26 protein-coding genes are annotated in these 26,302 nt (G+C 63.7%); 10 read left to right on the forward strand and 16 right to left on the reverse strand.

All coding sequences use genetic code 11. The features are described 5' to 3' along the window. Nucleotides 1-52: 52 nt before the first annotated feature. The 4 genes from Q1A71_RS15585 to Q1A71_RS15600 all read right to left on the reverse strand — a co-directional run bounded on the left by Q1A71_RS15585 (nt 53) and on the right by Q1A71_RS15600 (nt 4,821). Nucleotides 53-2,746, reverse strand: coding sequence for an ATP-binding protein (locus Q1A71_RS15585; protein WP_299678166.1), 2,694 nt, complete (start codon nt 2,744-2,746; stop codon nt 53-55). After that, nucleotides 2,746-3,021, reverse strand: a complete 276-nt coding sequence (locus Q1A71_RS15590; RefSeq protein WP_299678169.1) for a hypothetical protein — start codon at nt 3,019-3,021, stop codon at nt 2,746-2,748. Before Q1A71_RS15590 ends, Q1A71_RS15585 begins: the two co-directional genes overlap by 1 nt. 3 nt (nt 3,022-3,024) lie before the next feature. Next, the gene (locus tag Q1A71_RS15595; RefSeq protein WP_299678172.1) at nt 3,025-3,408 is read right to left on the reverse strand and encodes a response regulator; all 384 of its coding nucleotides are present in this window, start codon (nt 3,406-3,408) and stop codon (nt 3,025-3,027) included. 123 nt (nt 3,409-3,531) lie between these two features. Then, nucleotides 3,532-4,821 (reverse strand): short-chain fatty acyl-CoA regulator family protein, encoded by a 1,290-nt coding sequence (locus Q1A71_RS15600; RefSeq protein WP_299678175.1) that lies wholly within the window; start codon nt 4,819-4,821, stop codon nt 3,532-3,534. A gap of 237 nt (nt 4,822-5,058) precedes the next feature. On the opposite strand from Q1A71_RS15600, the gene Q1A71_RS15605 reads away from it, so the two are divergent. From Q1A71_RS15605 to Q1A71_RS15625, 5 genes are all read left to right on the forward strand, one after another. Further along, nucleotides 5,059-6,408 (forward strand): substrate-binding protein, encoded by a 1,350-nt coding sequence (locus Q1A71_RS15605; protein ID WP_299678178.1) that lies wholly within the window; start codon nt 5,059-5,061, stop codon nt 6,406-6,408. Between the two features lie 81 nt (nt 6,409-6,489). Next, the gene (locus Q1A71_RS15610) at nt 6,490-7,521 is read left to right on the forward strand and encodes a branched-chain amino acid ABC transporter permease (RefSeq protein WP_299678220.1); all 1,032 of its coding nucleotides are present in this window, start codon (nt 6,490-6,492) and stop codon (nt 7,519-7,521) included. A 3-nt stretch (nt 7,522-7,524) separates the two neighbouring features. Then, nucleotides 7,525-8,721 carry a branched-chain amino acid ABC transporter permease gene (locus tag Q1A71_RS15615; RefSeq protein ID WP_299678223.1) on the forward strand — a complete coding sequence of 399 codons (1,197 nt, stop codon included), beginning with the start codon at nt 7,525-7,527 and terminating at the stop codon, nt 8,719-8,721. 11 nt (nt 8,722-8,732) lie between these two features. Further along, entirely contained in the window at nt 8,733-9,497 is a 765-nt protein-coding gene (locus Q1A71_RS15620) for an ABC transporter ATP-binding protein (protein ID WP_299678226.1), read from the forward strand. A 117-nt stretch (nt 9,498-9,614) separates the two neighbouring features. Then, the gene (locus Q1A71_RS15625) at nt 9,615-10,370 is read left to right on the forward strand and encodes an ABC transporter ATP-binding protein (RefSeq protein WP_299678229.1); all 756 of its coding nucleotides are present in this window, start codon (nt 9,615-9,617) and stop codon (nt 10,368-10,370) included. Nucleotides 10,371-10,421: 51 nt separating this feature from the next. Here Q1A71_RS15625 and Q1A71_RS15630 read toward each other — a convergent pair whose 3' ends face one another. Continuing rightward, entirely contained in the window at nt 10,422-11,927 is a 1,506-nt protein-coding gene (locus tag Q1A71_RS15630; RefSeq protein ID WP_299678232.1) for an AMP-binding protein, read from the reverse strand. 148 nt (nt 11,928-12,075) lie between these two features. Here Q1A71_RS15630 and accB point away from each other — a divergent pair, with 148 nt between their 5' ends. From accB to aat, 3 genes are read left to right on the forward strand one after another with little or no spacing between them, the layout of a single operon-like run. Continuing rightward, nucleotides 12,076-12,579 carry an acetyl-CoA carboxylase biotin carboxyl carrier protein gene (gene accB / locus Q1A71_RS15635; protein ID WP_299678236.1) on the forward strand — a complete coding sequence of 168 codons (504 nt, stop codon included), beginning with the start codon at nt 12,076-12,078 and terminating at the stop codon, nt 12,577-12,579. Nucleotides 12,580-12,588: 9 nt separating this feature from the next. After that, the gene (accC, locus tag Q1A71_RS15640; protein ID WP_299678239.1) at nt 12,589-13,941 is read left to right on the forward strand and encodes an acetyl-CoA carboxylase biotin carboxylase subunit; all 1,353 of its coding nucleotides are present in this window, start codon (nt 12,589-12,591) and stop codon (nt 13,939-13,941) included. 4 nt (nt 13,942-13,945) lie between these two features. Then, on the forward strand, nt 13,946-14,578 hold the full coding sequence (gene aat, locus Q1A71_RS15645) for a leucyl/phenylalanyl-tRNA--protein transferase (RefSeq protein WP_299678242.1): 633 nt from the start codon (nt 13,946-13,948) through the stop codon (nt 14,576-14,578). Here the strand turns inward: aat and Q1A71_RS15650 are convergent. The 6 genes from Q1A71_RS15650 to Q1A71_RS15675 form a co-directional block, all read right to left on the reverse strand. Continuing rightward, on the reverse strand, nt 14,542-14,898 hold the full coding sequence (locus Q1A71_RS15650) for a DUF2155 domain-containing protein (RefSeq protein ID WP_299678245.1): 357 nt from the start codon (nt 14,896-14,898) through the stop codon (nt 14,542-14,544). The two genes, aat and Q1A71_RS15650, sit on opposite strands and share 37 nt — an antisense overlap. Continuing rightward, complete coding sequence (mlaD, locus tag Q1A71_RS15655; protein WP_299678248.1) at nt 14,895-15,341, reverse strand: outer membrane lipid asymmetry maintenance protein MlaD; 447 nt, start codon at nt 15,339-15,341, stop codon at nt 14,895-14,897. Before mlaD ends, Q1A71_RS15650 begins: the two co-directional genes overlap by 4 nt. Nucleotides 15,342-15,344: 3 nt before the next feature. Further along, nucleotides 15,345-15,728, reverse strand: coding sequence for an NADH:ubiquinone oxidoreductase subunit NDUFA12 (locus Q1A71_RS15660; protein ID WP_299678250.1), 384 nt, complete (start codon nt 15,726-15,728; stop codon nt 15,345-15,347). 81 nt (nt 15,729-15,809) lie between these two features. Beyond that, nucleotides 15,810-16,172 (reverse strand): RidA family protein, encoded by a 363-nt coding sequence (locus Q1A71_RS15665; protein ID WP_299678253.1) that lies wholly within the window; start codon nt 16,170-16,172, stop codon nt 15,810-15,812. Between the two features lie 179 nt (nt 16,173-16,351). Beyond that, entirely contained in the window at nt 16,352-17,617 is a 1,266-nt protein-coding gene (gene clpX, locus Q1A71_RS15670) for an ATP-dependent Clp protease ATP-binding subunit ClpX (RefSeq protein WP_299678256.1), read from the reverse strand. Nucleotides 17,618-17,754: 137 nt separating this feature from the next. Beyond that, the gene (locus tag Q1A71_RS15675) at nt 17,755-18,384 is read right to left on the reverse strand and encodes an ATP-dependent Clp protease proteolytic subunit (protein WP_299678259.1); all 630 of its coding nucleotides are present in this window, start codon (nt 18,382-18,384) and stop codon (nt 17,755-17,757) included. A 250-nt stretch (nt 18,385-18,634) separates the two neighbouring features. Between Q1A71_RS15675 and Q1A71_RS15680 the strand changes: the two genes are divergently transcribed. After that, entirely contained in the window at nt 18,635-19,840 is a 1,206-nt protein-coding gene (locus tag Q1A71_RS15680) for an FAD-binding domain-containing protein (RefSeq protein ID WP_299678262.1), read from the forward strand. A 162-nt stretch (nt 19,841-20,002) separates the two neighbouring features. Beyond that, nucleotides 20,003-22,030 (forward strand): PhoX family phosphatase, encoded by a 2,028-nt coding sequence (locus tag Q1A71_RS15685; protein ID WP_299678265.1) that lies wholly within the window; start codon nt 20,003-20,005, stop codon nt 22,028-22,030. Between the two features lie 290 nt (nt 22,031-22,320). Here Q1A71_RS15685 and Q1A71_RS15690 read toward each other — a convergent pair whose 3' ends face one another. The 5 genes from Q1A71_RS15690 to Q1A71_RS15710 are packed head-to-tail and all read right to left on the reverse strand — an operon-like array spanning nt 22,321 to nt 26,268. After that, the gene (locus Q1A71_RS15690) at nt 22,321-23,010 is read right to left on the reverse strand and encodes an ABC transporter ATP-binding protein (protein ID WP_299678268.1); all 690 of its coding nucleotides are present in this window, start codon (nt 23,008-23,010) and stop codon (nt 22,321-22,323) included. Continuing rightward, nucleotides 23,007-23,762 carry an ABC transporter ATP-binding protein gene (locus tag Q1A71_RS15695; RefSeq protein ID WP_299678271.1) on the reverse strand — a complete coding sequence of 252 codons (756 nt, stop codon included), beginning with the start codon at nt 23,760-23,762 and terminating at the stop codon, nt 23,007-23,009. Before Q1A71_RS15695 ends, Q1A71_RS15690 begins: the two co-directional genes overlap by 4 nt. Next, the gene (locus tag Q1A71_RS15700; protein WP_299679118.1) at nt 23,755-24,699 is read right to left on the reverse strand and encodes a branched-chain amino acid ABC transporter permease; all 945 of its coding nucleotides are present in this window, start codon (nt 24,697-24,699) and stop codon (nt 23,755-23,757) included. The genes Q1A71_RS15695 and Q1A71_RS15700 overlap by 8 nt, the downstream gene beginning before the upstream one ends. 40 nt (nt 24,700-24,739) lie before the next feature. Next, nucleotides 24,740-25,657, reverse strand: coding sequence for a branched-chain amino acid ABC transporter permease (locus Q1A71_RS15705; RefSeq protein ID WP_299678274.1), 918 nt, complete (start codon nt 25,655-25,657; stop codon nt 24,740-24,742). Then, nucleotides 25,654-26,268, reverse strand: a complete 615-nt coding sequence (locus tag Q1A71_RS15710) for a LysE family transporter (RefSeq protein ID WP_299678277.1) — start codon at nt 26,266-26,268, stop codon at nt 25,654-25,656. Before Q1A71_RS15710 ends, Q1A71_RS15705 begins: the two co-directional genes overlap by 4 nt. Between the last annotated feature and the right edge of the window lie 34 nt (nt 26,269-26,302).

The raw sequence follows: 26,302 nt of genomic DNA on the forward strand, positions 1-26,302 counted from the left end.
GGTTACCATTGCCTTTATGCCTGCAAAAACACGCAGTTTTTTTGTTAGGATTTTATTGTGCAGCGAGCGCTTGCGACTGCGGCAAGGTCACGCGGAAGCCGGTGCCGCCGGTGCCCTCCAGGTAGCGCACATCACCGCCGAGACGCGCCATGATCTCGCGGCAGATCGCGAGACCGAGACCGGCGCCCGAGCCATCCTCAGCGCCGATGCGGTTGAACTTCTCGAACATCACATCGCGGGACTCGGGCGGGATGCCACTGCCATTGTCAATGAAATCCACAACCACCGCCTCGCCCGGCCGGCTGACTTCGATGCGCAGTTCCGGCGCGTCGGCAGAGCAGTATTTCTGGGCATTGGTGATCAGATTGATGAACACTTGATTCAACCGATCCAGGTCGGTGTGCAGCGTCACGGTCTCGTCCAGACGCCGCCTGCGGAAGGTGATGGGGCGGGCCTCGCTCACCTCTGCCGTCGCAACGGCGTGATCGAGCAGATCGACGAGGCGCCCGGACTGCTGGTTCAGGGTCACCTGCCCGTTTTCAAGCACGCTCAGGTCCAGCAGGTCATCGAGCAGACGTGTCAGGCGGATGGCTTCCACATGGATGATATTAGCGTATTTGGACTTTTCCATCGGGCCGAGGCCGTCCGTATCGCGCAGAATCTCGGAAAACGCCCGGATTGAGGTCATGGGCGTGCGCAGCTCATGGCTGATCTGGCTCAGAAAGGCGTCCTTCTGATCGCTCAACTGCATCAATTTGTTGTTGGCGTCACGCAACTGGGCTGCGGTGCGGGTGAGCTCCCGAGATTTGGCTTCGAGTTGGTTCGAATACTCCAGAATCTGGGCGGATTCGTCGGCCACTGCGAGCAGGTCTTGCACAGAAACGGCTGTCCCGCCGACGATCTGGCTGATCATCGCGTGTGCGGTCGCCCCCCCGACGGACCCCGCGAGCTCCCGTTCCAGCTGCTGCAGAAAATCCGCGGTCGGTTCCGGCAGATAGCCGCCGCGCCCCTGCGCTTCCGCTGCGGTTTGAAAGAGCCGCTGCGCCTCCCGCGCGCCCAGGATGCGCTGGGTCATGATCATCAGGTCTTCGCTCTCCGCGACGGAGGCCTGCCAGCCGCGGGTCTGCCCTGAATGCTCGAACACATTCACAAACTGCGCACCTTGTAAACGCTCCAGCGGGTGCGGGAACGTCATCAGCGAGACACTCACGAAACCAGTGACATTGAGCAGGAGGCTCCAGAAGATCGCGTGCACCGTCGGGTCGAGTCCCTTGACGCCGAAAAGAGCCTGCGGGCGCAGCCAGCCGATCCCCCAAAGGCCGCTGTCGAAGGTCGCCACACTGAGCGCGGCGCCCGGGCCAAAGCTTGGCAGCAGCATGGTGAACACCCAAACCACAAAGCCGATGCCCAGCCCCACAAGTGCGCCCGCACGCGTCGCGCCGCGCCAGAAGATCCCGCCGAGCATCGCGGGCAGAAACTGCGCCACGCCGGCAAAGGAAATCAGCCCGATGGCGGCCAGCGCACTGGAGCCGCCTGAAATCTGATAATAGATGTAGCCCAAGGCGATGATCGTCAGGATCGACAGCCGCCGCGCCATGATCACCACGTTGCGCACATCCCCGGATTGGGTGGCCCCGCCCTGATGCAGGTGCAAAAACACCGGCATAACCACATGGTTCGACACCATCGTGGAGAGCGCGAGTGTTGCGACGATCACCATCGATGTGGCGGAAGAGAAGCCGCCAAGAAAGCTCAGCATGGCAAGACCCTCCTGCCCTTGGCTGAGCGGCAGGCTGAGCACGAAGAAATCCGGGTTGGAGCCGACGGGCAACAGGTCGAGACCGATCACCGCAATCGGCACCACGAAGAGGCTCATCATCATCAGATAAAGCGGGAAGGCCCAGCTCGCGATCTGCAAGTGGCGTTCGTCATCGTTCTCGACCACCATCACTTGAAACATCCGTGGCAGGCAGAGGAAGGCGGCGGCGGAGACAAAGGTCAGTCCGGCCCAGCGGCTGCCGTCCATCTCCCAGGTGCCGAGATCAGAAGCGTCGATGCGGGCCAGCGTCTCGGCGACGCCGCCCGCAATCCCCCAGACCACGAACGCCCCGACCGCGAGGAGGGCGACAAGCTTGACCACCGCCTCAACCGCGACAGCGATCACCACCCCGTGCTGACGTTCGTTCACATTGAGGTTGCGCGTGCCGAAAAGCACCGTGAAGACCGCCAGTCCCACCGCGATCCAGAACCCGGCGGCCCGTGCGGCGCCCTGGTCCGCGAGACCCTCCTGCCCGCCAGCAGCAAAGATTGACAGGGAGGCGGTAACCGACTGCAACTGTAGCGCGATGTAGGGCGTGACCCCGATCACCGCCATGAGGGTCACAACGATAGCCAACCCATTGGATTTGCCGTAGCGGGAGGAGATGAGGTCGGCAATCGAAGTGACCTTGTGACTGCGCCCGATCCGCACGAGCCGCCGCAAGATCCACCACCAGCCCACCATCACAAGGCTGGGTCCAAGGTAGATCGTCACGTATTCCAGTCCGGACCGCGCGGCATAGCCAACCGCGCCATAGAAAGTCCAGGCGGTGCAGTAGATGGACAGCGAGAGCGTGTAGACCAACGGCGAGCGCAGCAACCACCCTGCCCGCCCCCGCATGCCCGCGCGCTCCGCCAGGAAGGCCACGCCGAAGAGCAGCGCCACATAGGCCAGAGAGACCGCAACAAGGATGTTGAGCGAGGCCATTACGCCTCCTCGCCATCGTCTGCGCTGTCAGGGAGTGTCTGCACCCGACGCACGAGCCCGTAGCAGGCGCCGATCAACAGCACCCAGACGCCAAAGATGTAGAGGAGCGCGCGTGACATCGAAATGGACCCGTCCGCAGCCTCACCCGATGGCCAGAGCAGCGGAATCATCCAGAGTACGACGCCGAGGATCACGAGCAGACGGATCGCATCCATCCAGCGCCGCTGGCGATAGCTGCCCCGTTCCAGAAAGAGCGGTGAGCGGGGCTCGGCCATGGGTCAGGTCCGCTGGCCGTGCACGTAGAGCAAATCGCGCACCGCTGTCAGCACCTCGGTGTTGGAAAACGGCTTGGTCATGAAGCGGCTGACGCCCGCCTTCTCGGCCATCTCGCGGTCGCGGCTCTGCCCGCGTGCGGTCAGCATCAGCACCGGCAGATCAGCCGTGTCATCGTTGCCGCGGAGTTCTTCGAGGATATCAAAGCCGCTCCTGCCGGGCAGCATCACGTCAAGAACGACCAGATCCGGTCTGCGGTCGCGGATCACATCCAGGGCGCTTGCCCCGTCCGAATGCGTGTCGACCTCCCAGCCTTCGCGACTCAGCAAGAAACGTATGGCTTCGACGATGTTCATCTCGTCTTCCACCAGAAGCACGTGTTTTCCCATGTTCGGCCTCCTCCCAAAAGGCGCACGCCCCGTCAGGCGCGCGGCCTGTCTTCCTCAGGGCGGAGCCTGAACTATCGTTGGTTTCAGGCGCCCTGTCAAAGCTTTGAACACCACCGGGACGGCTCAAAGACCGCTGGCGAGGATAGACGGCTCGCGCCGTCCCGGGCACGGTTCACGCGGGCAAACGCCGCACGAGGCGCCGACTTCGAGGGCATCAGGCGTATCGGCGGACGCCTCTGGCAGCACCAGCATGCTGGCCTGTAGCAGGGGTGCGGTGTTGTAAGTGGGCCGTCCCACCACCTCGGCCACGGCGATGCACTGGAAGGCGGCGCGGCCGCGTCCGAGCTGTACGATGGGCGTGCGGATGACCTGCCCCGGCTGTGCGAGAGCCGCAAAGAGCGGCCACAGCGCGCAGGCCGAGCCAAAACGGGGGATCACGAAGCCCGCCGCAGCTTTGCGAAACAGCAGGCTGCCCGCGCGGTCACAGACGACGAGGCCGAGATCAAGCTCCGGCAGGCCGGCAAGGCGGCGCAGTACCATCGGCACCGGGATCTCCAGCCGTCGCGCCAGCGCCACGGGCTCGGGGCCAAGATCTTTCACGGCCCGGCGCACCAGGGCCCGAGGTGCGCGCGCGGCATCGTCCGCAACAGTTTGCAGGATACCCCGCGCCATGTGCCGGGCGGCGGTGGAGCGCAGCGTCGCGGCTTCCGCAACCATGGTGTCGGGTGTGGTGGCCCCCGTCTCCAGGGCCTCGAAGGCAAAGTTGTGATCGGTGAGAAATGCCTCGAGTTCATCCTGCGGGCTAGCGCCCGCGTCCTCGACCCCCTGCCCGGCATCGAGATATTCCACCAGCGCCTTGGAGCTGTCTGCAAGGCGGCGGCTGTCCTGATTGATGTTGTTGTGGAACCGATCGCGCCATTCCGGCGTGAGATCTGCATCTTCGGCCAGAATGGCTGCGGTTGACCGAATGGCGGCAGCGGTCGTCAGAAGCTCATGCACCGAGGTCGCAAGATGCGGATCGTGGGTCAGCCGATCCGACAAGGTCTCCACGGTGCGTTCCAGGCTCGCAATGCGCCGATGACCCGCTGCGAGCACCTCTGCCCAGCCGGGAAAGCGGCCCGCGAGTTCATCCGCGCGCTCTGCTTCGGCTGGCGGCAGGTTGGCCTGGGTCGCCGCCTCGCGGAGCGTGGAAATCAAGGCGGCCTCAGCCCCTTCCGTCAGCATCGAGGGCTCGACGTCGAGCACCCGTGCAATGTCGAGCAGCAGCTTGCCGCCGATTCTACGGCGGTTGTGCTCGATCAGGTTGAGATAAGAGGCCGAGATGCCTAAACTTCTCGCAAGATCGGCCTGCCGCAGGCCGGCCACCGAGCGACGTTCCCGGATGCGGCTGCCTGTCAGTCCTTCGCGTGCCACGGTACCTCCTCCCGCATTCTCATGCCTTTTCAACAGGTTTCTGCGCCGCAATATCACCTAATTTACAAAGCGCACCATCAATCTGTCGATTTATTTACAAAATAATTGAGCATTTCAATGCACTTGTTGCGCAGTTTTCAGGTCGTGGGCGATAAGTAATTTGCACTTTTGTGCCCCGCATGCCGGACGGGAGAGGACTGTGTCAGGCATACGGCTTTACCATATGGGAGGATTTTCATGTCCAATACGAAACTGACGCGTCGTGGTCTGATCAAGACCGGCGCCGTGGCCGGTGCTGCTGGCCTGGCGCTGCCGACGTATCTGCGTGCTGATGGGCACGCGGGCTTTTTGAACGCGCCCACGGGCGACACCGTGACACTGGGCTTCAACGTGCCCCAGTCCGGACCTTACGCGGACGAAGGCGCCGACGAGCTGCGCGCCTATGAGCTGGCGGTCGAACACCTGAACGGTGAAGGCGACGGCGGGCTGATGAACACATTCACGTCCAAGGCCCTGCAGGGCAACGGCATCCTCGGCAAGAAGGTCGAATATGTCACCGGCGACACCCAGACCAAGTCGGACGCCGCCCGCGCCTCGGCCAAGTCGATGATCGAAAAAGACGGCGCCATCATGATCACCGGCGGCTCGTCCTCCGGGGTGGCGGTGGCCGTGCAGGCGCTCTGCCAGGAGGCAGGCGTGATTTTCATGGCAGGCCTCACGCACTCCAACGACACGACGGGCAAAGACCGCCGCGCCAACGGCTTTCGTCACTTCTTCAACTCCTACATGTCGGGTGCGGCGCTCGCACCGGTGCTGCAGAACGCCTATGGCTCGGACCGCAAGGCCTATCACCTGACGGCGGACTACAACTGGGGCTACACCACCGAAGAAGCGGTCCGCACCTCGACCGAGGCGATGGGCTGGGAAACCGTGAACACGGTGCTGACACCGCTCACGCAGACCGACTTCTCCTCCTACATCGCGCCGGTTCTGCAATCGGGCGCGGACGTTCTGGTGCTGAACCACTACGGCGGCAACATGGTCAACTCGCTGACCAACGCGGTGCAGTTCGGCCTGCGCGACAAGCAGGTGAACGGCAAGAACTTCGAGATCGTCGTGCCGCTCTACTCCCGCCTGATGGCGAAGGGTGCGGGCGCCAACGTGAAGGGGATCTTCGGCTCGACCAACTGGCACTGGTCGCTGCAGGACGAAGGCTCCAAGGCCTTCGTGCAGTCCTTCGGCACCAAATATGGCTTCCCGCCGTCGCAGGCCGCGCACACCTGCTATGTGCAGGCGCTGCTCTATGCGGATGCGGTCGAGCGCGCGGGATCGTTCAACCCCTGTGCGGTTGTCGAGGCCCTCGAAGGCTTCGAGTTCGACGGCATGGGCAACGGCCCGACCCTCTACCGCGCCGAAGACCACCAGTGCTTCAAGGATGTGCTCGTGGTGAAAGGGAAAGAGAACCCGACCTCGGAGTTCGACCTTCTCGAGATCGTCGAGGTCACGCCGGTGGAGCAGGTCACCTACGCGCCGGATCACCCGCAGTTCGCAGGCGGTAGCTTGGGCACCTGCAATCCGGGCGCCTAAGCGCACCTCCAGGGCGGCGATCCAGCGCCGCCCTGACACTTTCGCCACGCTCGGCCACACTCGTTTCATGAAGGTGGGACCATGGACGCAATCATCCTGCAAATTCTCAACGGGCTCGACAAAGGCTCGGCCTACGCGCTAATTGCGCTGGGTCTGACACTGATCTTTGGCACGCTCGGCGTGGTGAACTTCGCCCATGGCGCGCTGTTCATGATCGGCGCCTTCTGTGCGGTCACGCTCAGCCGCATCCTGACGATCAGTCACACGGTGATCGACGAGACCAAGACCGACTTTCTTGGCAACCCGTTGAAAGTCGACGTTCCCTATCTGTACGACATCTTCGGCCAGGCCACAGGCGATGTGATCATAGACTGGGCGGTGCCCATCTCGATCCTTTTTGCGATCCCGGTCATGGTCGGTATCGGCTTTGCGATGGAACGCGGGCTGATCAAGCATTTCTATAAGCGCCCGCACGCGGACCAGATCCTCGTGACCTTCGGCCTTGCGATCGTGCTGCAGGAGATCATCAAGTATTTCTACGGTGCTAACCCGATCCCCACGCCCGCGCCCGACGCTTTCCGCGGATCGTTCGATTTCGGCGCGATGCTGGGCTTTGATCCCAACACGATCATTTACCCCTACTGGCGGCTTGTGTACTTCGCCTTTGCTGCCGTGATCATCGGCGCGGTCTTTGCCTTCCTGCAGTTCACCACATTCGGAATGGTCGTGCGCGCCGGCATGGCCGACCGCGAGACCGTAGGCCTGCTGGGCATCAACATCGACAAGCGCTTCACCATCATGTTCGGCATTGCCGCTGCCGTGGCGGGGCTGGCTGGTGTAATGTACACGCCGATCAATTCGCCGAATTATCACATGGGCATGGACTTCCTCGTACTCAGTTTCGTGGTGGTCGTTGTGGGCGGCATGGGCTCGCTTTCGGGCGCGGTGCTGGCGGGGTTCCTGCTGGGCATCCTGGAAAGCTTCGCCTCCATGGCCATCGTGCTCGAGACCCTGCCCGGCATCAACCAGATCATCATCTACCTGGTCGCCATCATCATCTTGCTGACACGTCCCCGGGGCCTGATGGGCCGCAAGGGCGTGATGGAGGACTAAGCCATGGGCCTGAACAAAAAAGACGTCACCCTCCTGATCATCGTGGCCATCCTCTGCCTGTTTGCGCCCTTCATCCTGAACCCATTCCCCGAAGGATCAGCCATGGCGCAGTTCAACGCGGGCTATCCGGACCTGATGCAGCGGCTGGTGATCTTTGGCATCTTTGCCATCGGTTTCAACATACTCTTTGGTCTCACAGGTTATCTCAGCTTCGGCCACGCGGCCTTCCTCGGCGTCGGCTCTTATGCGGCGATCTGGATGATGAAGCTGCTGACCATGAACGTGATCCCGGCGATCATCATCTCAGTGCTGGTGGCAGGTCTCTTCTCGCTGCTGGTGGGCTGGATTTCGCTGCGCCGCTCCGGCATCTACTTCTCGATCCTGACGCTCGCCTTTGCGCAGATGTCCTATTCGCTGGCCTATTCGGTGCTGACGCCGATCACAGGCGGGGAAACCGGGCTGCAGCCAAAAGTGAACGACCCGCGCATCCTTGATGGCGCTCTGGCCGCTGGCGAGACTCCACGTGCAAACCTCTTTGGCCTGCAAATGAACGAAAGCTATGAGATGGCGGTCGGCGGCTGGGTCTTTACCTTCAATGCAGGCTATTACATGGCGGCGGTGGTGATGCTGATCGCCTTCTATATCTCGATCCGCATTTTTCGCTCGCCCTTTGGCATGATGCTGCGCGCGGTGAAATCGAACCAGCAACGGCTGAACTACACCGGTCTGAATGCGAAACCCTACACGCTGGCGGCCTTCGTGATCTCGGGCATGTACGCCGGACTCGCCGGTGGTTTGTTGGTGGCCATGGACACGCAGGTGGGCGCGGAACGCATGTTCTGGACGGCCTCGGGTGAAGTCGTTCTGATGACCATCCTCGGCGGTGCTGGCACGCTGATCGGCCCGGTACTGGGCGCGGGCTTCATCAAATACATGGAAAACATCGTGTCCAAGATCAACAAGTCGATCCTGGAGCAGTGGTTCGCCTTCATGCCTGACGGGATCGAAGATCTGCTGATCACGCTGGTCTACCCCTTCATCGGCAAGGGCTGGCACCTGACGCTGGGCATCCTCTTCATGCTGGTGGTGATCTTCCTACCCGGCGGTCTGGTCGAAGGCGGTCAGCGCGTCGGACGGCTCTTCAAGCGAAAGAAGCCTGCGGATGACAAGCCTGATGGCAGGACAACCCCGGCGGAGTAAGGAGAGACGACATGGGTATTCTCGAAGTCAAGAACGTCGGCAAACGCTTTGGGGGGCTTCAAGCCCTTGGGGATGTCAACCTGAGCATCGCCGAGAACTCGGTGCATGCGATCATCGGGCCAAATGGCGCGGGCAAATCGACGTTGCTGAATTGTCTGGTGGGCAAACTCATCCCCGACACCGGCTCGGTGATGTTCGACGGGCAATCGGTACTAGGCCGCAAGCCCTATGAGATCAACCAGATGGGCATTTCCCGGGTGTTCCAGACGCCCGAGATCTTCGCCGATCTGAGTGTGATGGAAAACATGATGATCCCCTGCTTTGCAAAGCGTGACGGGGCATTTCAGCTCAACGCCATCTCCTCGATCCCGTCGCAGCGCGACATGATCGAACGCGCAGAACATATGCTCGAAGACATGAACATGGCGGACAAACGCGAAATGCACGCAGGCTCGCTGTCGCGCGGCGACAAACGGCGGCTGGAGATCGGCATGTGCCTCAGCCAGGAACCGCGTCTGCTGCTGCTGGACGAGCCCACCGCAGGCATGGCGCGAGCGGATACGAACAACACCATCGACCTGCTGAAACAGATCAGCGAGGACCGCGACATCACCATCGCGATCATCGAACATGACATGCACGTGGTGTTCAGCCTCGCCGAGCGGATCACCGTGCTGGCGCAGGGCACGCCGCTGGTCGAGGACACACCGGACAACATCAAGGGCAATCCGAAAGTGCGCGAAGCCTATCTGGGCGAAACCCAGGACGCCGCATAACCGCTCAATCAGGGGTGGCCTGAAAGCCCACCCCACCTGCCGGCACATACGGCAGAACAGGCAGGTGCGGTGGGCTTTCAGGCCACCGCTTCGGGACAGACGACAAGGAGACAGACGATGAACGTAAAGCCAGATTTCTCCAAACACGCAAATAAGGCCGCGACGGCGCCGGCGTTCCTTTCGGTCTGGGACATGCACGCCTACTACGGCGAGAGCTACATCGTGCAGGGCATCAGCTTCAATGTGCACGAGGGCGAAATCCTCGCCCTGCTGGGCCGCAATGGTGCTGGCAAGACCTCGACGCTGCGGGCCATCGCAAGGCTCTCCGACCCGGAGGTCAAGCGCGGCGAGATCTGGCTCGACCACCAGCCGCTGCACAGCATGTCGAGCTATCAGGCATCGCAGTCCGGCCTGGGTCTTGTGCCGGAAGATCGTCGGATCATCGCCGGGCTCACCGTCGAGGAGAACCTGAAGCTCGCCCAGATCGCCCCACCCATCGGCTGGTCGCTGGAGCGGGTCTATGACCTCTTCCCGCGCCTGCGCGAGCGCCGCACACAGGAAGGTGTGACGCTGTCGGGCGGCGAACAACAGATGCTGGCCATCGCCCGGGCGCTCTGCCGTGACATCAAGGTGCTGCTGCTCGATGAGCCCTACGAAGGCCTCGCCCCGGTGATCGTGGACGAGATCGAAAAGACCCTGCGGGTGATCAAGGAACAGGGCATCACCACGATCCTTGTAGAGCAGAACGCGGTGCGTGCGCTGCAACTGGCCGATCGCGCGGTGATCCTCGACACAGGCGGGATCGTCTTTGATGGCACTGCGGCGGAAGTGCTCGAGAACAAGGAGCTGCGCGAGGAATATCTGGCGATCTGACCGCGCCCTCGCCACTACACACCCGCACGCAGATGCGGGTGTGCCCGCGCCCTAACGAGCGGCCAACAGCGCGCGCAGCTCGGTTTTCAGCACTTTGCCGTAGTTGTTCTTGGGCAGTGCCTCGATCTGGATGTAGTCCTTGGGCCGCTTGAACCGCGCGATGTTCTCAAGGCAGAGCTGATCCAGCCGCGTCACATCCACCTGCCCAACGACGAAAGCCACCACCTCCTCGCCCCATTCGGCATGTGGACGACCCACAACGGAAACCTCTTGCACCTGCGGGTCCATCAGCAGCACCTCCTCCACCTCTCGCGGGTAGATATTGGACCCACCCGAGATGATCATATCCTTCGAGCGGTCCTGCATCGTGACATAGCCGTCAGCATCCATGAAGCCCATGTCACCGGTCATCAGCCAACCGTTCACCAAAGTCTTGGCCGTGGCCTCCACGTCTTGCCAATAGCCTGGCATTACCGTGTCACCGCGCACCATGATTTCGCCGTGCGTTCCCGGGGGCAGCGGCTGACCATCTGCATCGCCAATTGCCACCTCGACCGCCGATTGCGCCCGGCCCACCGATTGCAGCCGCGCACGCCAGTTCGGGTGGCTGCGGTCGGCCACATCGGTGCGGGAGAGGGCCGTGATACCCATGGGGCACTCCCCTTGCCCGTAAATCTGAACGAAGATCGGGCCAAAGTGATCCACGGCGTCGATGACGTCGGCGTTGTACATCGGACCACCCGCGTAGACGATGGTGCGCAGGCCGGTGCCGCGCTGGCCAGAGGCCTTGCCCGCTTCGGTCAGGCGCTTGACCATCGTGGGCGCAGCAAACGTCTGGACGCTGTCGAACTCCGCTGCGAGGTCAAAGATCTCCGCAGGGTCGAACCCGCCCGAAACCGGGCAAACATGCCGCGCCCCCGCCCGCACATGCATCATATTGTAAATACCCGCGCCATGGCTCATCGGAGCCGCATAGAGCGTGGCATCCTCGGGCCGCACCACATCGGCATCCTGAATGTAGCACAAGCTCATAGCCGTCAGCATCCGGAAGGTCATCATGACACCCTTAGGCTTGCCCGTGGTGCCGGAGGTATAGAAAAGCCAGGCGATATCGGCGGCGGCCCGTGGCGCGGGGGTCACCACGGGATCATGCGCGCGCATGTGATCAAACTCCGCGCCGGGTGCCACGATCACCGGCACCGTGACCTCCGCGTCGGTCAGCGTCGCGGCGAGGGGCCTGCTTGCAAAGACCAGAGAGGCACCCGCATCGTCGACAATATAGGCCGCCTCCCGGCCGTGCAGCTTTGCGTTGATCGGCACGACAACCGCGCCTACGCACCAGATGCCATAGAAGGCGATGAGATACTCGGGGCAGTTGGTCATGAAGAGGGCCACACGGTCGCCCGGCCGCACACCGCGGGCCTTCAGCGCCCCCGCAACGGCGCGGGCCTGCGCCCAGAACTGCCCATATGTCGCCACCAGGCTGCGCCCGGAATAGAGCGCTGGCCTCTCCGGTGCCGCCACAGCCGTGCGTTCCAGCCAAAGCGCAAGGTTCATATGAAATCTCCCCCTTCGATCTGAGTTTACGTTGCGAAAGGCGCGCTGCAAGAGGCGGGTTTTCATGGCAAGACCCTTCCCTTATAACGACACCACAAGAACAAGAGCCGCAGGCAAAAAGGCTCCCCCGGAACGGTCGAGGACTTACATGACAAAAAAGAACCATGACGCGGATGTGGCCTTCATTCAGGCCCTGGCCGAATTGCTGCGGGAGAACGATCTGACGGAACTGCAGGTCAAGCGGGACTACGGGGCCGATGACAGCCTGAACGTGCGGGTGAGCCGTCACATGCACCAGCAGGTGGTCACCCAAATGGCTGCAGCCGCCCCGGCGCCCGCTGCCCATGTCGAAGCCGCCGCGGCGCCAAGCGCGCCTGCGCCCGCAGCAGCCGAGAGCAGTGAAGATCCGGCCAACCATCCGGGCGCCGTGACCTCGCCCATGGTGGGCACCGTCTACATGCAGCCGGAGCCGGGTGCGGCCTCCTTCATCTCCGTGGGCGCCAGTGTGAACGAGGGTGACACGCTGTTGATCGTCGAGGCGATGAAAACCATGAACCACATTCCCGCCCCGCGCGGGGGCACGGTGAAACGCATCCTCGTGGAAGACGGGGCCGCGGTGGAATTCGGCACACCGCTTGTGATCCTCGAATAGGGGGCGCCCATGTTCAACAAAATCCTGATTGCCAACCGCGGCGAGATCGCCCTGCGCGTGGTGCGCGCGGCGCGCGAGATGGGCATTGCCAGCGTGGCGGTGCATTCGACCGCGGACAGTGACGCGATGCACGTGCGCATGGCCGATGAGAGCGTCTGCATCGGCCCGCCGTCAAGCACGCAAAGCTATCTCTCGGTGCCTGCGATCATCGCCGCCTGCGAGGTGACTGGCGCCGAAGCGATCCACCCCGGCTATGGCTTTCTCTCTGAAAATGCTGGGTTTGTTCAGGTGGTGGAGGACCATGACCTGACCTTCATCGGCCCCACCGCCGAACACATCCGCATCATGGGTGACAAGATCACTGCCAAGGACACCATGAAGAAGCTGGGGGTGCCGTGCGTACCCGGCTCGGACGGCGGTGTTGCCTCGTTGGAGGAGGCCAAACGCCTTGGCGAGGAGATCGGCTATCCTGTGATCATCAAGGCCACGGCAGGCGGTGGCGGGCGCGGCATGAAGGTCGCGCAAACCGCCGATCAGATGGAGAAGGCCTTCCTCACCGCGCGCGCGGAGGGCAAGGCGAACTTCGGTAATGATGAGGTCTATATCGAGAAATACCTCACCACGCCGCGGCACATCGAAATTCAGGTTTTCGGTGATGGCAAGGGCCGCGCCGTCCATCTGGGGGAGCGCGACTGCTCGCTGCAGCGGCGTCACCAGAAAGTCTTTGAAGAAGCCCCCGGCCCCTCCATTTCCCCCGAAGAGCGCGCGGCCATCGGCAAGACCTGTGCCGATGCGGTGGCGCGGATCAACTACATCGGCGCGGGCACCATCGAGTTCCTTTATGAGAACGGTGAGTTCTATTTCATCGAAATGAACACGCGGTTGCAGGTGGAACACCCTGTTACCGAAGGGATTTTCGGCGTGGACCTCGTGCGCGAACAGATCCGCGTGGCCGCGGGGATGGAGATGTCGTTCCAGCAAGAGGACCTGACCATCAACGGCCACGCCATCGAAGTGCGCATCAATGCCGAGAAGCTGCCGAACTTCGCCCCCTGCCCTGGTCGGATCACGCAGTATCACGCGCCGGGCGGCCTCGGCGTGCGCATGGATTCGGCCCTTTATGACGGCTATTCCATCCCGCCCTATTACGACAGCCTGATCGGCAAGCTGATCGTGCATGGGCGCGACCGGCCCGAAGCGCTGGCACGGCTCAACCGCGCCTTGGGGGAGTTGATCGTCGACGGCGTCGACACCACCGTGCCGCTCTTCCATGCGCTGCTGCAGGAAGAGGATGTGCTCACCGGTGGCTACAACATCCACTGGCTGGAGCATTGGCTGGAGACCAATCTCGGCGGCAGCTAGGCCCGTGCGCCTGACCCCGGATGTGCTGATGCAGGGGTATGCCACGGGGATCTTTCCGATGGCCGAACACCGCGACGACCCAGAAATCTTCTGGGTAGATCCGCAGCGGCGCGGGGTCATGCCGCTCGATGGCTTCCACGCCTCCCGATCGCTGCGCCGGGCCATGCGGAACACCGCCTTACGCATTGAAATCAATCAGGATTTCGAAGGTGTCGTCGATGGGTGTGCGGACCGGGTGGACACCTGGATCAATGAGGAGATCCGGCGGCTTTATCTGGCATTGCATCAACGCGGCAAGGCGCATTCCCTCGAGGTTTGGGAGGAGAATACGCTGGTCGGCGGGGTCTATGGCGTTGTTCTGGGCGCGGCGTTCTTTGGGGAAAGCATGTTCTCGCGTCGCACGAATGCCTCGAAAATCGCCATGGCCTGCCTCGTGGATCGCCTTGTCGACGGTGGGTTCAAACTCTTTGATACACAGTTTCTGACGGAGCACCTCGCGTCACTTGGAGGCGTCGAGGTCTCGCGTGCCACCTACCATCGTGCCTTGGCGATTGCCCAGGATCTGCCAGCAAGCTTTACCGACCCGCCGCTGCGCAGCCCTCAGGAGGTGGTGCAGCGCATGACCCAGAGGTCATAGCGCGCGTGGTCCATCGCCGACAGCGCCGGCGCCGAGGCGATCATCCAGCCAGAGAAGACGGTTGAGCCGTCCAGAGCATCCGCAATCTCCAGCGCGGCGAAGGCATCGCCTGACGGGTTGCCGACGGGGAACCGGCAGGAGTTCAGCGTGATGCGCAGCTGTTCGAAGGCCGCCGTTTGGCCAGATTTCATTTCAATATCATAGACTTGACCGCTGATCTTATCCAGACCACGGAGAACAACGCCCTCGGCCTCGCTGACCTGCTGCGCCCCCGCGGTTCCGGCCATCAGCCCCATTGTCAGGGCCAGCCGCAGGATCATTCCGACGACCCGCTCACGAATTTCAGAAGCAGGGAGACGAGGCTGACCGCACCCTGCGTGTCTTCGATGGTATCGCCCGGCTCGAAGAAAAAGGGCGACCCACCGGGCACGATTTCGACGAAGTTGCCGCCGAGCAGCCCTTCGGAGGAAATCACGATGGCGCTGTCATCCGGGATCTCGATCCCCTGTTGGAGAGCAACGACCGTATCGGCGCGATAGGTTTCGGGGTTCAGGTCGACGTTGGCGACAGTGCCCACGCGCACGCCGGCAAGACGCACATCCGTGCCAACGCTGACGCCTTCGAGGCTGCGGAAGCTCGCCTCTAGCGGATAAGTAGTTGAATTTGTTGATAAATCCGCAACCTGACCCGCATAGACGGCAAAGCCGACCGCGGCCGCCAGCACGCCCGCTCCAACAAGCACTTCGGTGATGTTCTCTGCCATGGGTTACTCCGGAGACCAGGCTTCGTAGTCGCTGCGCGGGGCCGGATCACTGCGGCGGATCGAGCCTTTGGGGGCATAGGCGAGCGCCGTGCCGGTCAGGTTCTCCTGATGCGGCTTTTCCCACGCCTTGCGCGGCAGCGGCGCCTCTGTGGGGGCCGCGTCCCAGGTGTGATGCAGCCAGCCGTGCCATTCCGGATCCACCCGGCTGGCTTCGGCCTCGCCGTTGTAGATCACCCAGCGGCGGCTCTTGTCCTTGTTTTCATAGAATATATTGCCCTGACTGTCCTCGCCGACCTTCACGCCCTTGCGCCAGGTCCAGAGCTGCGTGTTCAGCGTCTGGCCGTTCCACCAGGTCACAGCACGCAGGATAGATGTCAGAAGTCCCATGGATTGCCTCCGATCACACTCTTGTCTCACATATGGCTGATTGTCGGGTAAACGTCCAGTTCGATGCGCGGCTTTCCCCACCTATTCAGGCAGCAGCGCGGTCACCTCGATCTCGATCCGGAATTTGGGGTCAATCAGCCCGCATTCGATCATGGTTGCGGCAGGCGGCGCGGCGCCAAACGCCTCGGTCAGGAGCGGCCAGCAGGGTTCGAATTCCGCGCGGTCGGGCAGCATGTAAGTCACTCGAACGACATCGGAAAATCCGCACCCGGCCTTGGTGAGCGCTGCCTCGATTGTGGTCAGGGCAGAGGCGCACTGCTCCACAACGGTCTCGCCCTGCCCGGTGGTGCCTGCCACATGCACCCACCCTCCCGCAACAACGGCGCGGCAGTAGCCGATCTGCGGCTCGTAAACCCCACCGGAGGAGATGCGTTGGATGGTCATGAGGCTGCTCCTTCGGCGTGTCGGTGGCCTGTCTGTATCGCGTCGGTATGACGTCGGTATTACGTCGGTGCGCAGCGCACGGCGCCCTCACCCGATCTTCACGGTTGAGCGGCGCGCCCAGCAAAAGAGGCGGGTTCGATGCCCGCCTCTTTTGCATATGCGTTCCGAAAGGTCTGCGTTCAGCCTGCGCTTGCCGGTTCCTTCTCGGCATCGGCATGGATCATGAGCGGCGCCGAGTCCGAGGTGACCGCTTCTTCGTTCACCACCACCTCGGTCACACTTTCGAGGCCCGGCAGATCGAACATCGTATCGAGCAGAATGTCCTCAAGGATCGACCGCAGCCCGCGCGCGCCGGTCTTGCGCTCGATCGCCCGCTTGGCGATTGCGGACAATGCATCGTCGGTGAAGCTCAGTTGCGTGTCTTCCAACTCAAAGAGCCGCTGGTACTGTTTCACAAGCGCGTTCTTCGGCTGGGTCAGGATCGTGACCAGCGCGTCCTCATCCAGGTCCTCGAGCGTCGCCAGCACCGGCAGGCGGCCGACGAACTCCGGGATCAGACCGAATTTCAGCAGGTCCTCCGGTTCCAGATCGGTGAAGATCTCGCCGACGCCGCGGGCATCCTCGTCACGCACATCCGCGCCGAAGCCCATGGCCGAACCCTTGCCGCGCGCGGCGATGATCTTGTCGAGCCCCGCAAAGGCGCCCCCGCAGATGAAGAGGATGTTCGTCGTGTCCACCTGCAGGAATTCCTGCTGCGGATGCTTGCGCCCGCCCTGCGGCGGTACGGAAGCCACGGTGCCCTCCATCAGCTTCAGCAGCGCCTGCTGCACGCCCTCGCCCGAGACGTCGCGGGTGATCGATGGGTTTTCCGACTTGCGGGTGATCTTGTCGACCTCGTCGATATAGACGATGCCGCGCTGTGCGCGTTCCACGTTGTATTCCGAGGACTGCAGCAGCTTGAGTATGATGTTTTCCACGTCCTCGCCCACATAGCCCGCTTCGGTCAGCGTGGTCGCATCGGCCATGGTGAAGGGCACGTCGAGAATGCGCGCCAGCGTCTGGGCCAGCAGCGTCTTGCCGCAGCCGGTGGGGCCGATCAGCAGGATGTTCGACTTGGCCAGTTCGATATCGCCGCCCTTCTGGGCATGGTTCAGACGCTTGTAGTGGTTGTGCACCGCGACCGACAGCACGCGCTTGGCGGTCGCCTGCCCGATCACGTAATCGTCGAGCACTTCGCAGATGTCCTTGGGCGTCGGCACGCCATCGGTGGCTTTCAACCCGGAGGCCTTGGTCTCCTCGCGGATGATGTCCATACAGAGCTCAACGCATTCGTCGCAGATGAACACCGTCGGCCCGGCGATCAGCTTGCGCACCTCATGCTGGCTTTTGCCGCAGAAACTGCAATAGAGGGTATTTTTACTGTCGCCGGTCGTATTCGTCGCCATGTCGAGCCTTCCAGGTCTTGTTCGAGGCGCGGGCGGGCCGTCCGCGCGCGCTACTTGTTACGGATGACAGCTTAGGCCAGCGGTGACAGGTCCACAATCGCTAATTGGTAAACTGACTGTGCGTTCCGCTGCCCTGGTTAACTGTCGTCGTCGTCCTTGCTGCGGTTCTCGACGATCTCGTCGATGAGCCCCCAGTCTTTCGCGTCCTCGGGCGACATGAAGTTGTCGCGCTCCAGCGCTTCTTCAACCTTTTTAAGGGTTTGGCCAGTGTGCTTCACGTAAATCTCATTGAGGCGCGTTTTGAGTTTCTGCGTCTCCTGCGCGTGGATCATGATGTCCGTCGCCTGGCCCTGGTAGCCGCCCGACGGCTGGTGCACCATCACGCGGGAGTTGGGCAGCGAGAACCGCATGCCCGCCTCACCTGCTGTCAAAAGCAGCGATCCCATGGAGGCTGCCTGTCCAATGACCAGCGTGGAGACCTTGGGCTTGATGTATTGCATGGTGTCATAGATCGACAGGCCCGAGGTCACCACGCCGCCGGGCGAGTTGATGTACATGCTGATTTCCTTCGACGGGTTTTCCGCCTCCAGGTGCAGCAGCTGCGCCACGATCAGCGAGGACATCCCGTCGTGCACCGGGCCGGAGAGGAAGATGATCCGCTCCTTCAGCAGGCGCGAGAAAATATCATACGCGCGCTCGCCCCGGCTGGTCTGCTCCACCACCATGGGCACAAGCGTATTCATATAGGTGTCGATGGGATCGTTCATGTGGGAATGCCTGTCAGTTGGTATTCGCGGGACCATACCCGACGAAACGTTACGCAAATCTTAGTATTGGTGCGGGGGGGCTGCAAGAGGCGGATTCCATCAGGACGGGAGGGATGGAACGGATCCTGAACGCGGCTGAAGCGGCTCGACTTCAATCTGACTCACGTGGTCGCTGCCTCTCCCGTCGGTCGACCGCAAAAAGTGACTTTGCGCGCTTCAAGTCACCTCGAAACGCTCTAGATGGGGCGGAATGACAGCGCTCGATCTCTTCCCACCGACCCGGACCGCCGCCCTTGAACGGCTGCAAGACTTCCTGCCCTGCGCGGGCCGCGACTATGCCGCGCGGCGCAACTATGACCTTGGTCCGGGGCGGCATCACGGTGTCTCGACGCTGTCGCCCTATCTGCGCTGTCGGCTGATTACGGAAGAGGAGGTTCTGAGCTCGGTGCGCGGGCGCCATTCGGCGCAGGCGGCGGAGAAATTCATCCAGGAGGTCTATTGGCGGACCTATTGGAAGGGCTGGCTGGAGCTGCGCCCGGCTGTCTGGGCACAGTATCAGCACGATCTGCGCAGGCTTTGGGATGACGTGCAGACCCAGAGCGGGCTGCGCGACCGCTGGGAAGAGGCCTGTAAAGGCGAGACGGGCGTCGACTGTTTCGATGCCTGGGCGGAGGAGCTGGTGCACACCGGTTATCTGCACAATCACGCGCGCATGTGGTTCGCCTCGATCTGGATCTTCACGCTGGAGCTGCCCTGGGAACTCGGCGCGGATTTCTTCCTGCGGCATCTGCTCGATGGCGATCCGGCGTCGAATACACTGAGCTGGCGCTGGGTGGCGGGCATTCAGACCCAGGGCAAGACCTATCTCGCGCGCGCCGACAACATCGCCAAATACACCGACGGCCGGTTCGACGCGCGGGGGCGGCTGGCCAGCGTGGCCGAGCCACGCGTGGCCCCGCCGCCCCCTGCCCCCGGGCTGCTACCGCAGGAGACGCCCCCCAAGCAGGGCGCGCGCACCGGGCTGCTGCTGCACCCGGACGATCTGAGCCCCGGTTTCGTGTTGGACCGGGTGGAGGTCGCGGCCACCGGCCTGATCGCGGCGGCGACGGATATCGGCCCGCTCACCTCTGCGCCGCATGCGGCGGCTTTCCGTGAGGCCGCCCAGCAGGATGCAGCCGGCCGGTGGTCGGAGCGGTTGGGAGAGATCACGCCCGATCTTCGCACCGCGGCACAGATTGCCAACTGGGCCACGGCGGCGGGGCTCGAACAGATCGTCACACCCTACGCCCCCGTCGGCCCCACCGCAGACCTGCTGGCCGAGGCCGGGCGGCAGCCGGAGGTGCCGCCGCTGCACCAGATCCGCCGCAGCTATGACAGGGCTGCCTGGCCGCATGCCACAAAGGGCTTCTTCCCGTTCAAAAAGAAGATCCCGGCGCTGCTCTCCCGTATCGGTTGATTTCACGCATGAGGTGTTGTTAACCTTTTCATCGGGGACCTCAAAAACAGCAGTGATCCGTCATAAGGGCGTTACAAGCTCCGGGCAGATCGAATGACAGTCAGCGGCGGCGCAGATTCGGCGCCGCGCGCAAATAATCAACGCCACCGACAGAGGAAGCACATGAACCGCAGAGACATCATCAACGACCCGGAGCACGGCAACAAGGCGGAAGCCTTCGAGGCTTTCGACGATATCCCGACCAACCCGAACCTGAGCCGCACCATCGGCGACGTGATCAACGCGCGCTATGGCCGGCGCGATCTGCTCAAAGGCGCGCTTGGCGTGGCGGCGACCACCGCGCTCTTCGGAACCTCCGCGATGGTTGCACCGAGACAGGCCGCCGCCGCCAGCGCGAGCCGCTACACCTTCGACGAGCTGCCCTGGGGCAATGACGAAAGGCACCACATCGCCGACGGCTACAACGCCGACATCCTGCTGCGTTGGGGGGATCCGATCACAGCCGACGCGCCCGAATTCGACGTGATGAACCAGACCGCCGAGGCGCAGCTGAAGCAGTTCGGCTACAACAACGACTACGTGGGCTTCACCGCACTGAACGAGGACGGCACCCGTGGCCTGCTCTGCGTGAACCACGAATACACCAACGAGGAAGTCATGTTCCCCGGCCTCGGGCGCCAGGACCGCGACGGCTTCACCGGCATGACCAAGGAGCTGGTGGACATCGAGATGGCCGCGCACGGCGGCTCGGTCGTCGAGATCGCGCAAGGTGAGGACGGCAAGTGGGCCTTGGTGCGCGACAGCCAGTACAACCGCCGCATCACCCCGCTCAACACCGAGATGACCATGAGCGGCCCCGCAGCGGGACACACAAGGGTCAAGACCAACGCCGACCCCGAGGGCATGACGGTCATCGGCACGGTGAACAACTGTGCCGGCGGCATGACGCCCTGGGGCACCTACCTGATGGCCGAAGAGAACTTCCACGGCTACTTCTGGACAGACAAGGTGGATGCCGAGGGCAAGCCCGACATCTCCGCCCAGCCGGAAGCGGCGAGCATGAAGCGCTATGGCGTGCCGGGTGGCTGGTACGCCTGGGGCAAGTTCCACGACCGCTGGAACATCGACAAGGAACCCAACGAGCCCAACCGCTGGGGCTGGATCGTCGAGGTCGACCCGCGCAACCCCGATGCCAAGCCGATCAAGCACACCGCCATGGGCCGCTGCCGCCACGAGGGTGCGGAAACCACGATCTCGTCGAGCGGCAAGCTGGTGATCTATTCGGGCGACGACAACCGCTTCGACTATCTATACAAATACGTCTCGACCGAGGATGTGACCGAGGAGAACAGCGTCTTCGGCAGCTCGCTGATGTCGGACGGCACGCTCTATGTGGCGCGCTTCGACGCGGATGGCACCATCACCTGGATGCCGCTGGTGCATGGAGAAGGCCCGCTCACGGCGGAGAACGGCTTCAACGATCAGGGTGACGTGATGATCGACACGCGTCTGGCCGCCGATCTGCTGGGGGCCACCCCGATGGACCGGCCCGAGGATGCCAACCCGGGCCCGAACGGCACCGCCTATGTGATGCTGACCAACAACACACGGCGTCAGCCCGATCAGGTGAATGCGGCCAACCCGCGGCCCGAGAGTTCTTTCGGACATATCATCGAGATCAAGGAAGACGGCGAAGACCACGCCTCGCCCAAGGGCACCTGGTCGATCCTGGTGAAATGTGGCGATCCGACCATCGAGGAGGTGGGCGCCCAGTGGAACCCGGAAACCTCCGAGAACGGCTGGTTCGGCTCGCCCGACAACTGCGCCATCGACACCGAGGGCCGGTTGTGGATCTCGACCGATCAGGGCTCCAGCTGGGGCAAGACGGGCAAGTCCGACGGGCTTTATGCGCTGGAGACGCAAGGCGATCTGCGCGGGCATTCGAAGCTCTTCTTCCGCTGCCCTGTGGGGGGTGAGCTCTGTGGCCCGTATTTCCACGACAGCGGCGAGACGCTGTTCCTCGCGGTGCAGCACCCGGGCACGGATGGGACGAAGGACTTCAAGGGGTTCGAGCGCGACTCGACCTTCGAGGATCCGGCGACCCGCTGGCCCGACTTTGACCCCGCGATGCCGCCGCGCCCGTCGGTGGTCGTGGTCACGAAACAAGGTGGCGGCAAGATCGCCATCTGAGCGCCCACCGGGCGCCGGGGTCTCGATGGCCCCGGCGCCCGGACCCCCATAGTTAAGGCGATTTCAAAAGCGACAAGGCCCCGCAATCCCCCCGCGGGGCCTTTTTTGTGTACCGATTTAGGCCCTTACGGCAGGCAAGGAGAGTCGAACTGCGCAAATCGTTCGCCCGGCAGCACCGCCGGGCAGCGCCCGACCCTCCCCCCAGGGAGGGCGCTTCTCGCCCACCCTAGGGTCAGGCGCTGCGCTACGCACAACGCTCAAACTATGCCGGTCCGTCGGAGGAACCCAGATCAAACCCCCAGATACCGGTCCGCCACATCCCCCGTGACCTCGCCCATCGCACCCGACCAGACCGAGCCGCCCCGCTCGACGATCACCGCGTGGTCGGCGACCTGCCGCAGCTCGGCCAGCGATTTGTCCACCAGCAGGATGGCCATGCCGGTTTCCGCTTTCAATTGCCGGATCGCGGCCCAGATTTCTTGGCGGACCACCGGCGCGAGCCCCTCGGTGGCCTCGTCGAGCAGCAACAAGCGCGGGTTGGTCATCAGCGCGCGACCGAGGCTCAGCATCTGCTGCTCACCGCCCGAGAGCGACGCGGCGGATTGGTCGCGCCGCTCGGCCAAGCGCGGGAAGAGCCGGGTCACGGCGGCCACGTCCCAGGGGCCCGGGCGCGCGGCGGCGATGAGGTTTTCATTCACCGTGAGATTGGGAAAACAACGGCGGCCTTCGGGCACCAGCCCCAGACCCGCCTGCGCGGCTTTGTGCGGCGGCAGGCTTGCGAGGTCGTGCCCGTCGAACCGCACCTGCCCGGCGCTGTGTTTCAGCAGGCGGCAGATGACTTTGATGGTGGAGGATTTGCCCATCCCGTTGCGGCCCATGAGCGCGCAGACCTCGCCTTCGGCGAGCGTGAGGCTGACCCCGAAGAGCGCCTGGCTGGGGCCGTAGGAGGCTTCGATGCCGTCGAGGGTCAGAAGGCTCATGCGGCGTCCTCCTCGCCCAGATAGGCCTCGCGCACCTCGGGGTTGGCGCGGATCTCCTCCGCCGTGCCGGTGGCAATGACCTTGCCGTAGACGAGCACCGAAATGCGGTCGGCCAGCGCAAAGACCGCGTCCATGTCGTGCTCGACCAGCAGGATTGGCGCTTCGCTGCGCAGCCCGTCGAGAAAGCCGGTGAGCCGCTTTGAGCCGCTGGCGCCGAGGCCTGCCATGGGCTCGTCCATCAGGAAGGCGCGCGGCTGGAGGGTGAGTGCCACGGCGACCTCCAGCAGACGCCGCTGGCCGTGGCTGAGCTCGGCGGTGCGGGTGGTGGCGTGATCGGCAAGGCCGACGCGCTCGAGCGCGGCCATGGCGGTCGCGCGCAGCTCGGCATCCCCCATCACCGGCTTGAAGAAGCGCCAGACGGTGCCGCGCTGGCCAACGGCGCCCAGCACCGCGTTCTGCAGCACGGTGTAGTCCATCGCGAGCGAGGAAATCTGGAAGGTGCGGCCCAGCCCGGCGCGCGCGCGGGCGGGTGTGGGGAGCGTGGTGATGTCCTGGCCTGCGAAGTGGATGCGGCCTGCGTCGGGCGCGAGACCGCCCGCGATCTGCTTGATCAGGGTGGATTTGCCCGCGCCGTTGGGGCCAATGAGGGCGTGGATTTCGCCGGGCTTGAGCGTCAGCGAGACGTCATCGGTGGCTTTCAGCGCGCCGAAGGATTTGCTCAAGCGTTCGATGTGCAGCAGCGGCTCAGTCATGCGCCACCTCGCGGCCTGCCAGCGCGCCGATCATGCCGCCGCGCGCGAAGAGCACCACGAGCAGGAGCAGCAGGCCAAGATAGACGTGCCAGAAGTCCGAGAGCCCGCCGAGGATGTGTTCGAGCAGGATGAAAAGGGCCGCTCCCGCGACTGGGCCGTAGAGGCGCCCCACACCGCCCAGGATCACGAAGATCATAATCTCGCCGGACATATGCCAGCTGAGCATCGTGGGGCTGACGAAGCGGTTCAGGTCCGCGAAGAGCGCGCCTGCGAGGGCGGTGATGGCACCTGAGATGACAAAAGCCAGGAGGCGCAAGCGGTAAGGTGAAAGCCCCACGGTCTCAACCCGCTCTGGGTTCTGACGGGCTGCCGCCAGGGCAAGGCCAAAGGGGGAGCTGGCCAGGCGGCCGGCGATGAAAAGGACGGCTGCCAGGATCACGAAGGCGATGGCGAAGAACTGGATCGGATCGAGCGTGTTGAGGCCCGGGAAGCCGTTGCGCACGTAGATCGACAGGCCGTCCTCGCCGCCATAGGCGGGCCAGCTGATCGCAAAATAGTAGAGCATCTGACCGAAGGCGAGCGTGATCATGATGAAATAGACGCCGGAGGTGCGCAAGGACAGCGCGCCGATCAGCAGGGCGGCGAGCGCGCCGGCGATGACGGCGGTGAGCCAGATCACGGGCATGGATTTGGTGCCTTCGATGAGGAAGGGCGCCTCCATCAGGGGCGTGAAGGTCTGGGCGTGGTGGGCGAGGATGCCCATCGCGTAGCCGCCCAGACCGAAGAAGGCGGCGTGGCCGAGGCTGACCAGGCCGCCCAAGCCCAACGCGATGTTCAGGCCGACGCCCGCCAGCGCGAGGATTGCGGCCTTGGTGGCCAGCGTGATGATGAAGGGCTCGTCGAGGGCCAGGGCGATGAGTGCGGTGACGGGCAGCATCGCGAAGAGGACGAGGTTGATGAGGGCGCTGCGGGTCATCTCAGGCGCTCCCGTAGAGGCCGGTGGGGCGGAAGAGCAGCACGGCGGCCATGAGGATGTAGATCGCCATGGAGGCGAGCGACGAGCCCACGGCGGTGGCGGCGGCAGGCTCCATGAACGCACCGAAGAGGCCAGGCAGCAGGACCTTGCCCAGCGTGTCGGTGAGGCCCACGAGCAGCGCGCCAACGAAGGCGCCCTTGATCGAGCCGATGCCGCCGATGACGATGACCACAAAGGCGAGGATCAGCACCGGCTCGCCCATGCCGACCTGCACCGACTGCAGCGCGCCGACCAGCGCGCCTGCGAGCCCCGCGAGGGCTGCGCCAAGGGCAAAGACGATGGTGTAGAGCCGCGAGATGTCGACACCGAGGGCCGCGATCATTTCGCGGTCGCTCTCCCCTGCGCGGATCTGGATGCCGATGCGGGTGCGGGCGATGAGTTGGAAGAGGCCGAGCGCGATCACCCCGCCGATCACGATGATCAGCAGACGGTAAGCGGGGTACTGGATACCGCCGGGCAGCGTGACGGGGCCTGCCAGCGCGGAGGGGATGTCGAGATAGAGCGGGAAAGAGCCGAAGAGCCAGCGGGTGCCTTCGGAGAAGATCAGGATCAGCGCGAAGGTGGCGAGCACCTGATCGAGGTGGTCGCGGTCGTAAAGCCGTCGGATCACGGCGAGCTCGATGATGGCACCGGCGGCGGCGGCGGCGATCAGGCTGGCGATGAGGGCGAGCAGGAAGGAGCCGGTCGCCCCCGCGACGGCGGCGGCGGCGAAAGCACCGACCATGTAGAGCGAGCCATGCGCGAGGTTGATCAGCCCCATCACACCGAAAATCAGCGTGAGCCCGGCGGCCATCAGGAACAGCATGACGCCGAATTGCAGACCGTTGAGGATCTGCTCGATCAGCAGCAGTGTGCTCATGCGAGGCGGCTGGTCAGCAGGCGCAGGCCAAGCCCGGCGAACGCCACCCCGGCCAGCGCATTGATGCCGCGCGCGCCGCGCCGGTAGAGCCGCATCGGCCCGGGGCGCGAGAAGAGCAGCGCATAGCCCAGAAACACCGTGGCACTCTGCACCCCGACGGCCGCGACGACGAGCGCGAGGGCTGCGGGGCTTTGGCCGGGCGAAAGGATCACCGCGTAGAGCGCGCCGAAAAAGAAGATCGCCTTGGGGTTGGTGAGATGCAGCAGCAGCCCGCGCCGGAACGGGTGGCGCGCGGGCACGGTGCCTTCGGTTAGGCCCCCGCGCCAGGCGGCGCGCAGGGATTTGAAGGCCAGCCAGAAGAGATAGGCGGCCCCGGCGTAGCGGATCAGCTCGACAGCCCAGCCATGGCGCAGCATAAGGGCGGCCAGCCCCGCCGCCGCCGCACTCGACCAGATGAGCGATCCGGTCAGCACGCCCGCCGCAAGGCGCAGCCCTGCCCCGGCTCCGCGCGACATCGAGGTGGCCGCGATGGCCAGCGTGGCCGGGCCCGGCGAGGCCGAGGCAATCAGCGCCGCCAGGAGGATCGGCGGAAGAAGGGGCAGGATTTCCATATGCGTCATCCTTCGGCGGCGCGTCCAGACCGTG

It is taken from the genome of uncultured Roseobacter sp. (assembly GCF_947493125.1).
GTDB lineage: Bacteria > Pseudomonadota > Alphaproteobacteria > Rhodobacterales > Rhodobacteraceae > Roseobacter.

Excerpts from the sequence above, each read along its gene's own strand:
- Q1A71_RS15585 (WP_299678166.1), bottom strand. The coding sequence starts at position 2,746 with ATGGCCTCGCTCAACATCCTTGTTGCGGTCTCTCTGGCCTATGTGGCG.
- Q1A71_RS15590 (WP_299678169.1), bottom strand. The coding sequence starts at position 3,021 with ATGGCCGAGCCCCGCTCACCGCTCTTTCTGGAACGGGGCAGCTATCGC.
- Q1A71_RS15595 (WP_299678172.1), bottom strand. The coding sequence starts at position 3,408 with ATGGGAAAACACGTGCTTCTGGTGGAAGACGAGATGAACATCGTCGAA.
- Q1A71_RS15605 (WP_299678178.1), top strand. The coding sequence starts at position 5,059 with ATGTCCAATACGAAACTGACGCGTCGTGGTCTGATCAAGACCGGCGCC.
- Q1A71_RS15610 (WP_299678220.1), top strand. The coding sequence starts at position 6,490 with ATGGACGCAATCATCCTGCAAATTCTCAACGGGCTCGACAAAGGCTCG.
- Q1A71_RS15615 (WP_299678223.1), top strand. The coding sequence starts at position 7,525 with ATGGGCCTGAACAAAAAAGACGTCACCCTCCTGATCATCGTGGCCATC.
- Q1A71_RS15620 (WP_299678226.1), top strand. The coding sequence starts at position 8,733 with ATGGGTATTCTCGAAGTCAAGAACGTCGGCAAACGCTTTGGGGGGCTT.
- Q1A71_RS15625 (WP_299678229.1), top strand. The coding sequence starts at position 9,615 with ATGAACGTAAAGCCAGATTTCTCCAAACACGCAAATAAGGCCGCGACG.
- Q1A71_RS15630 (WP_299678232.1), bottom strand. The coding sequence starts at position 11,927 with ATGAACCTTGCGCTTTGGCTGGAACGCACGGCTGTGGCGGCACCGGAG.
- accB (WP_299678236.1), top strand. The coding sequence starts at position 12,076 with ATGACAAAAAAGAACCATGACGCGGATGTGGCCTTCATTCAGGCCCTG.
- accC (WP_299678239.1), top strand. The coding sequence starts at position 12,589 with ATGTTCAACAAAATCCTGATTGCCAACCGCGGCGAGATCGCCCTGCGC.
- Q1A71_RS15650 (WP_299678245.1), bottom strand. The coding sequence starts at position 14,898 with ATGATCCTGCGGCTGGCCCTGACAATGGGGCTGATGGCCGGAACCGCG.
- mlaD (WP_299678248.1), bottom strand. The coding sequence starts at position 15,341 with ATGGCAGAGAACATCACCGAAGTGCTTGTTGGAGCGGGCGTGCTGGCG.
- Q1A71_RS15660 (WP_299678250.1), bottom strand. The coding sequence starts at position 15,728 with ATGGGACTTCTGACATCTATCCTGCGTGCTGTGACCTGGTGGAACGGC.
- Q1A71_RS15665 (WP_299678253.1), bottom strand. The coding sequence starts at position 16,172 with ATGACCATCCAACGCATCTCCTCCGGTGGGGTTTACGAGCCGCAGATC.
- clpX (WP_299678256.1), bottom strand. The coding sequence starts at position 17,617 with ATGGCGACGAATACGACCGGCGACAGTAAAAATACCCTCTATTGCAGT.
- Q1A71_RS15675 (WP_299678259.1), bottom strand. The coding sequence starts at position 18,384 with ATGAACGATCCCATCGACACCTATATGAATACGCTTGTGCCCATGGTG.
- Q1A71_RS15680 (WP_299678262.1), top strand. The coding sequence starts at position 18,635 with ATGACAGCGCTCGATCTCTTCCCACCGACCCGGACCGCCGCCCTTGAA.
- Q1A71_RS15685 (WP_299678265.1), top strand. The coding sequence starts at position 20,003 with ATGAACCGCAGAGACATCATCAACGACCCGGAGCACGGCAACAAGGCG.
- Q1A71_RS15690 (WP_299678268.1), bottom strand. The coding sequence starts at position 23,010 with ATGAGCCTTCTGACCCTCGACGGCATCGAAGCCTCCTACGGCCCCAGC.
- Q1A71_RS15695 (WP_299678271.1), bottom strand. The coding sequence starts at position 23,762 with ATGACTGAGCCGCTGCTGCACATCGAACGCTTGAGCAAATCCTTCGGC.
- Q1A71_RS15700 (WP_299679118.1), bottom strand. The coding sequence starts at position 24,699 with ATGCTGCCCGTCACCGCACTCATCGCCCTGGCCCTCGACGAGCCCTTC.
- Q1A71_RS15705 (WP_299678274.1), bottom strand. The coding sequence starts at position 25,657 with ATGAGCACACTGCTGCTGATCGAGCAGATCCTCAACGGTCTGCAATTC.
- Q1A71_RS15710 (WP_299678277.1), bottom strand. The coding sequence starts at position 26,268 with ATGGAAATCCTGCCCCTTCTTCCGCCGATCCTCCTGGCGGCGCTGATT.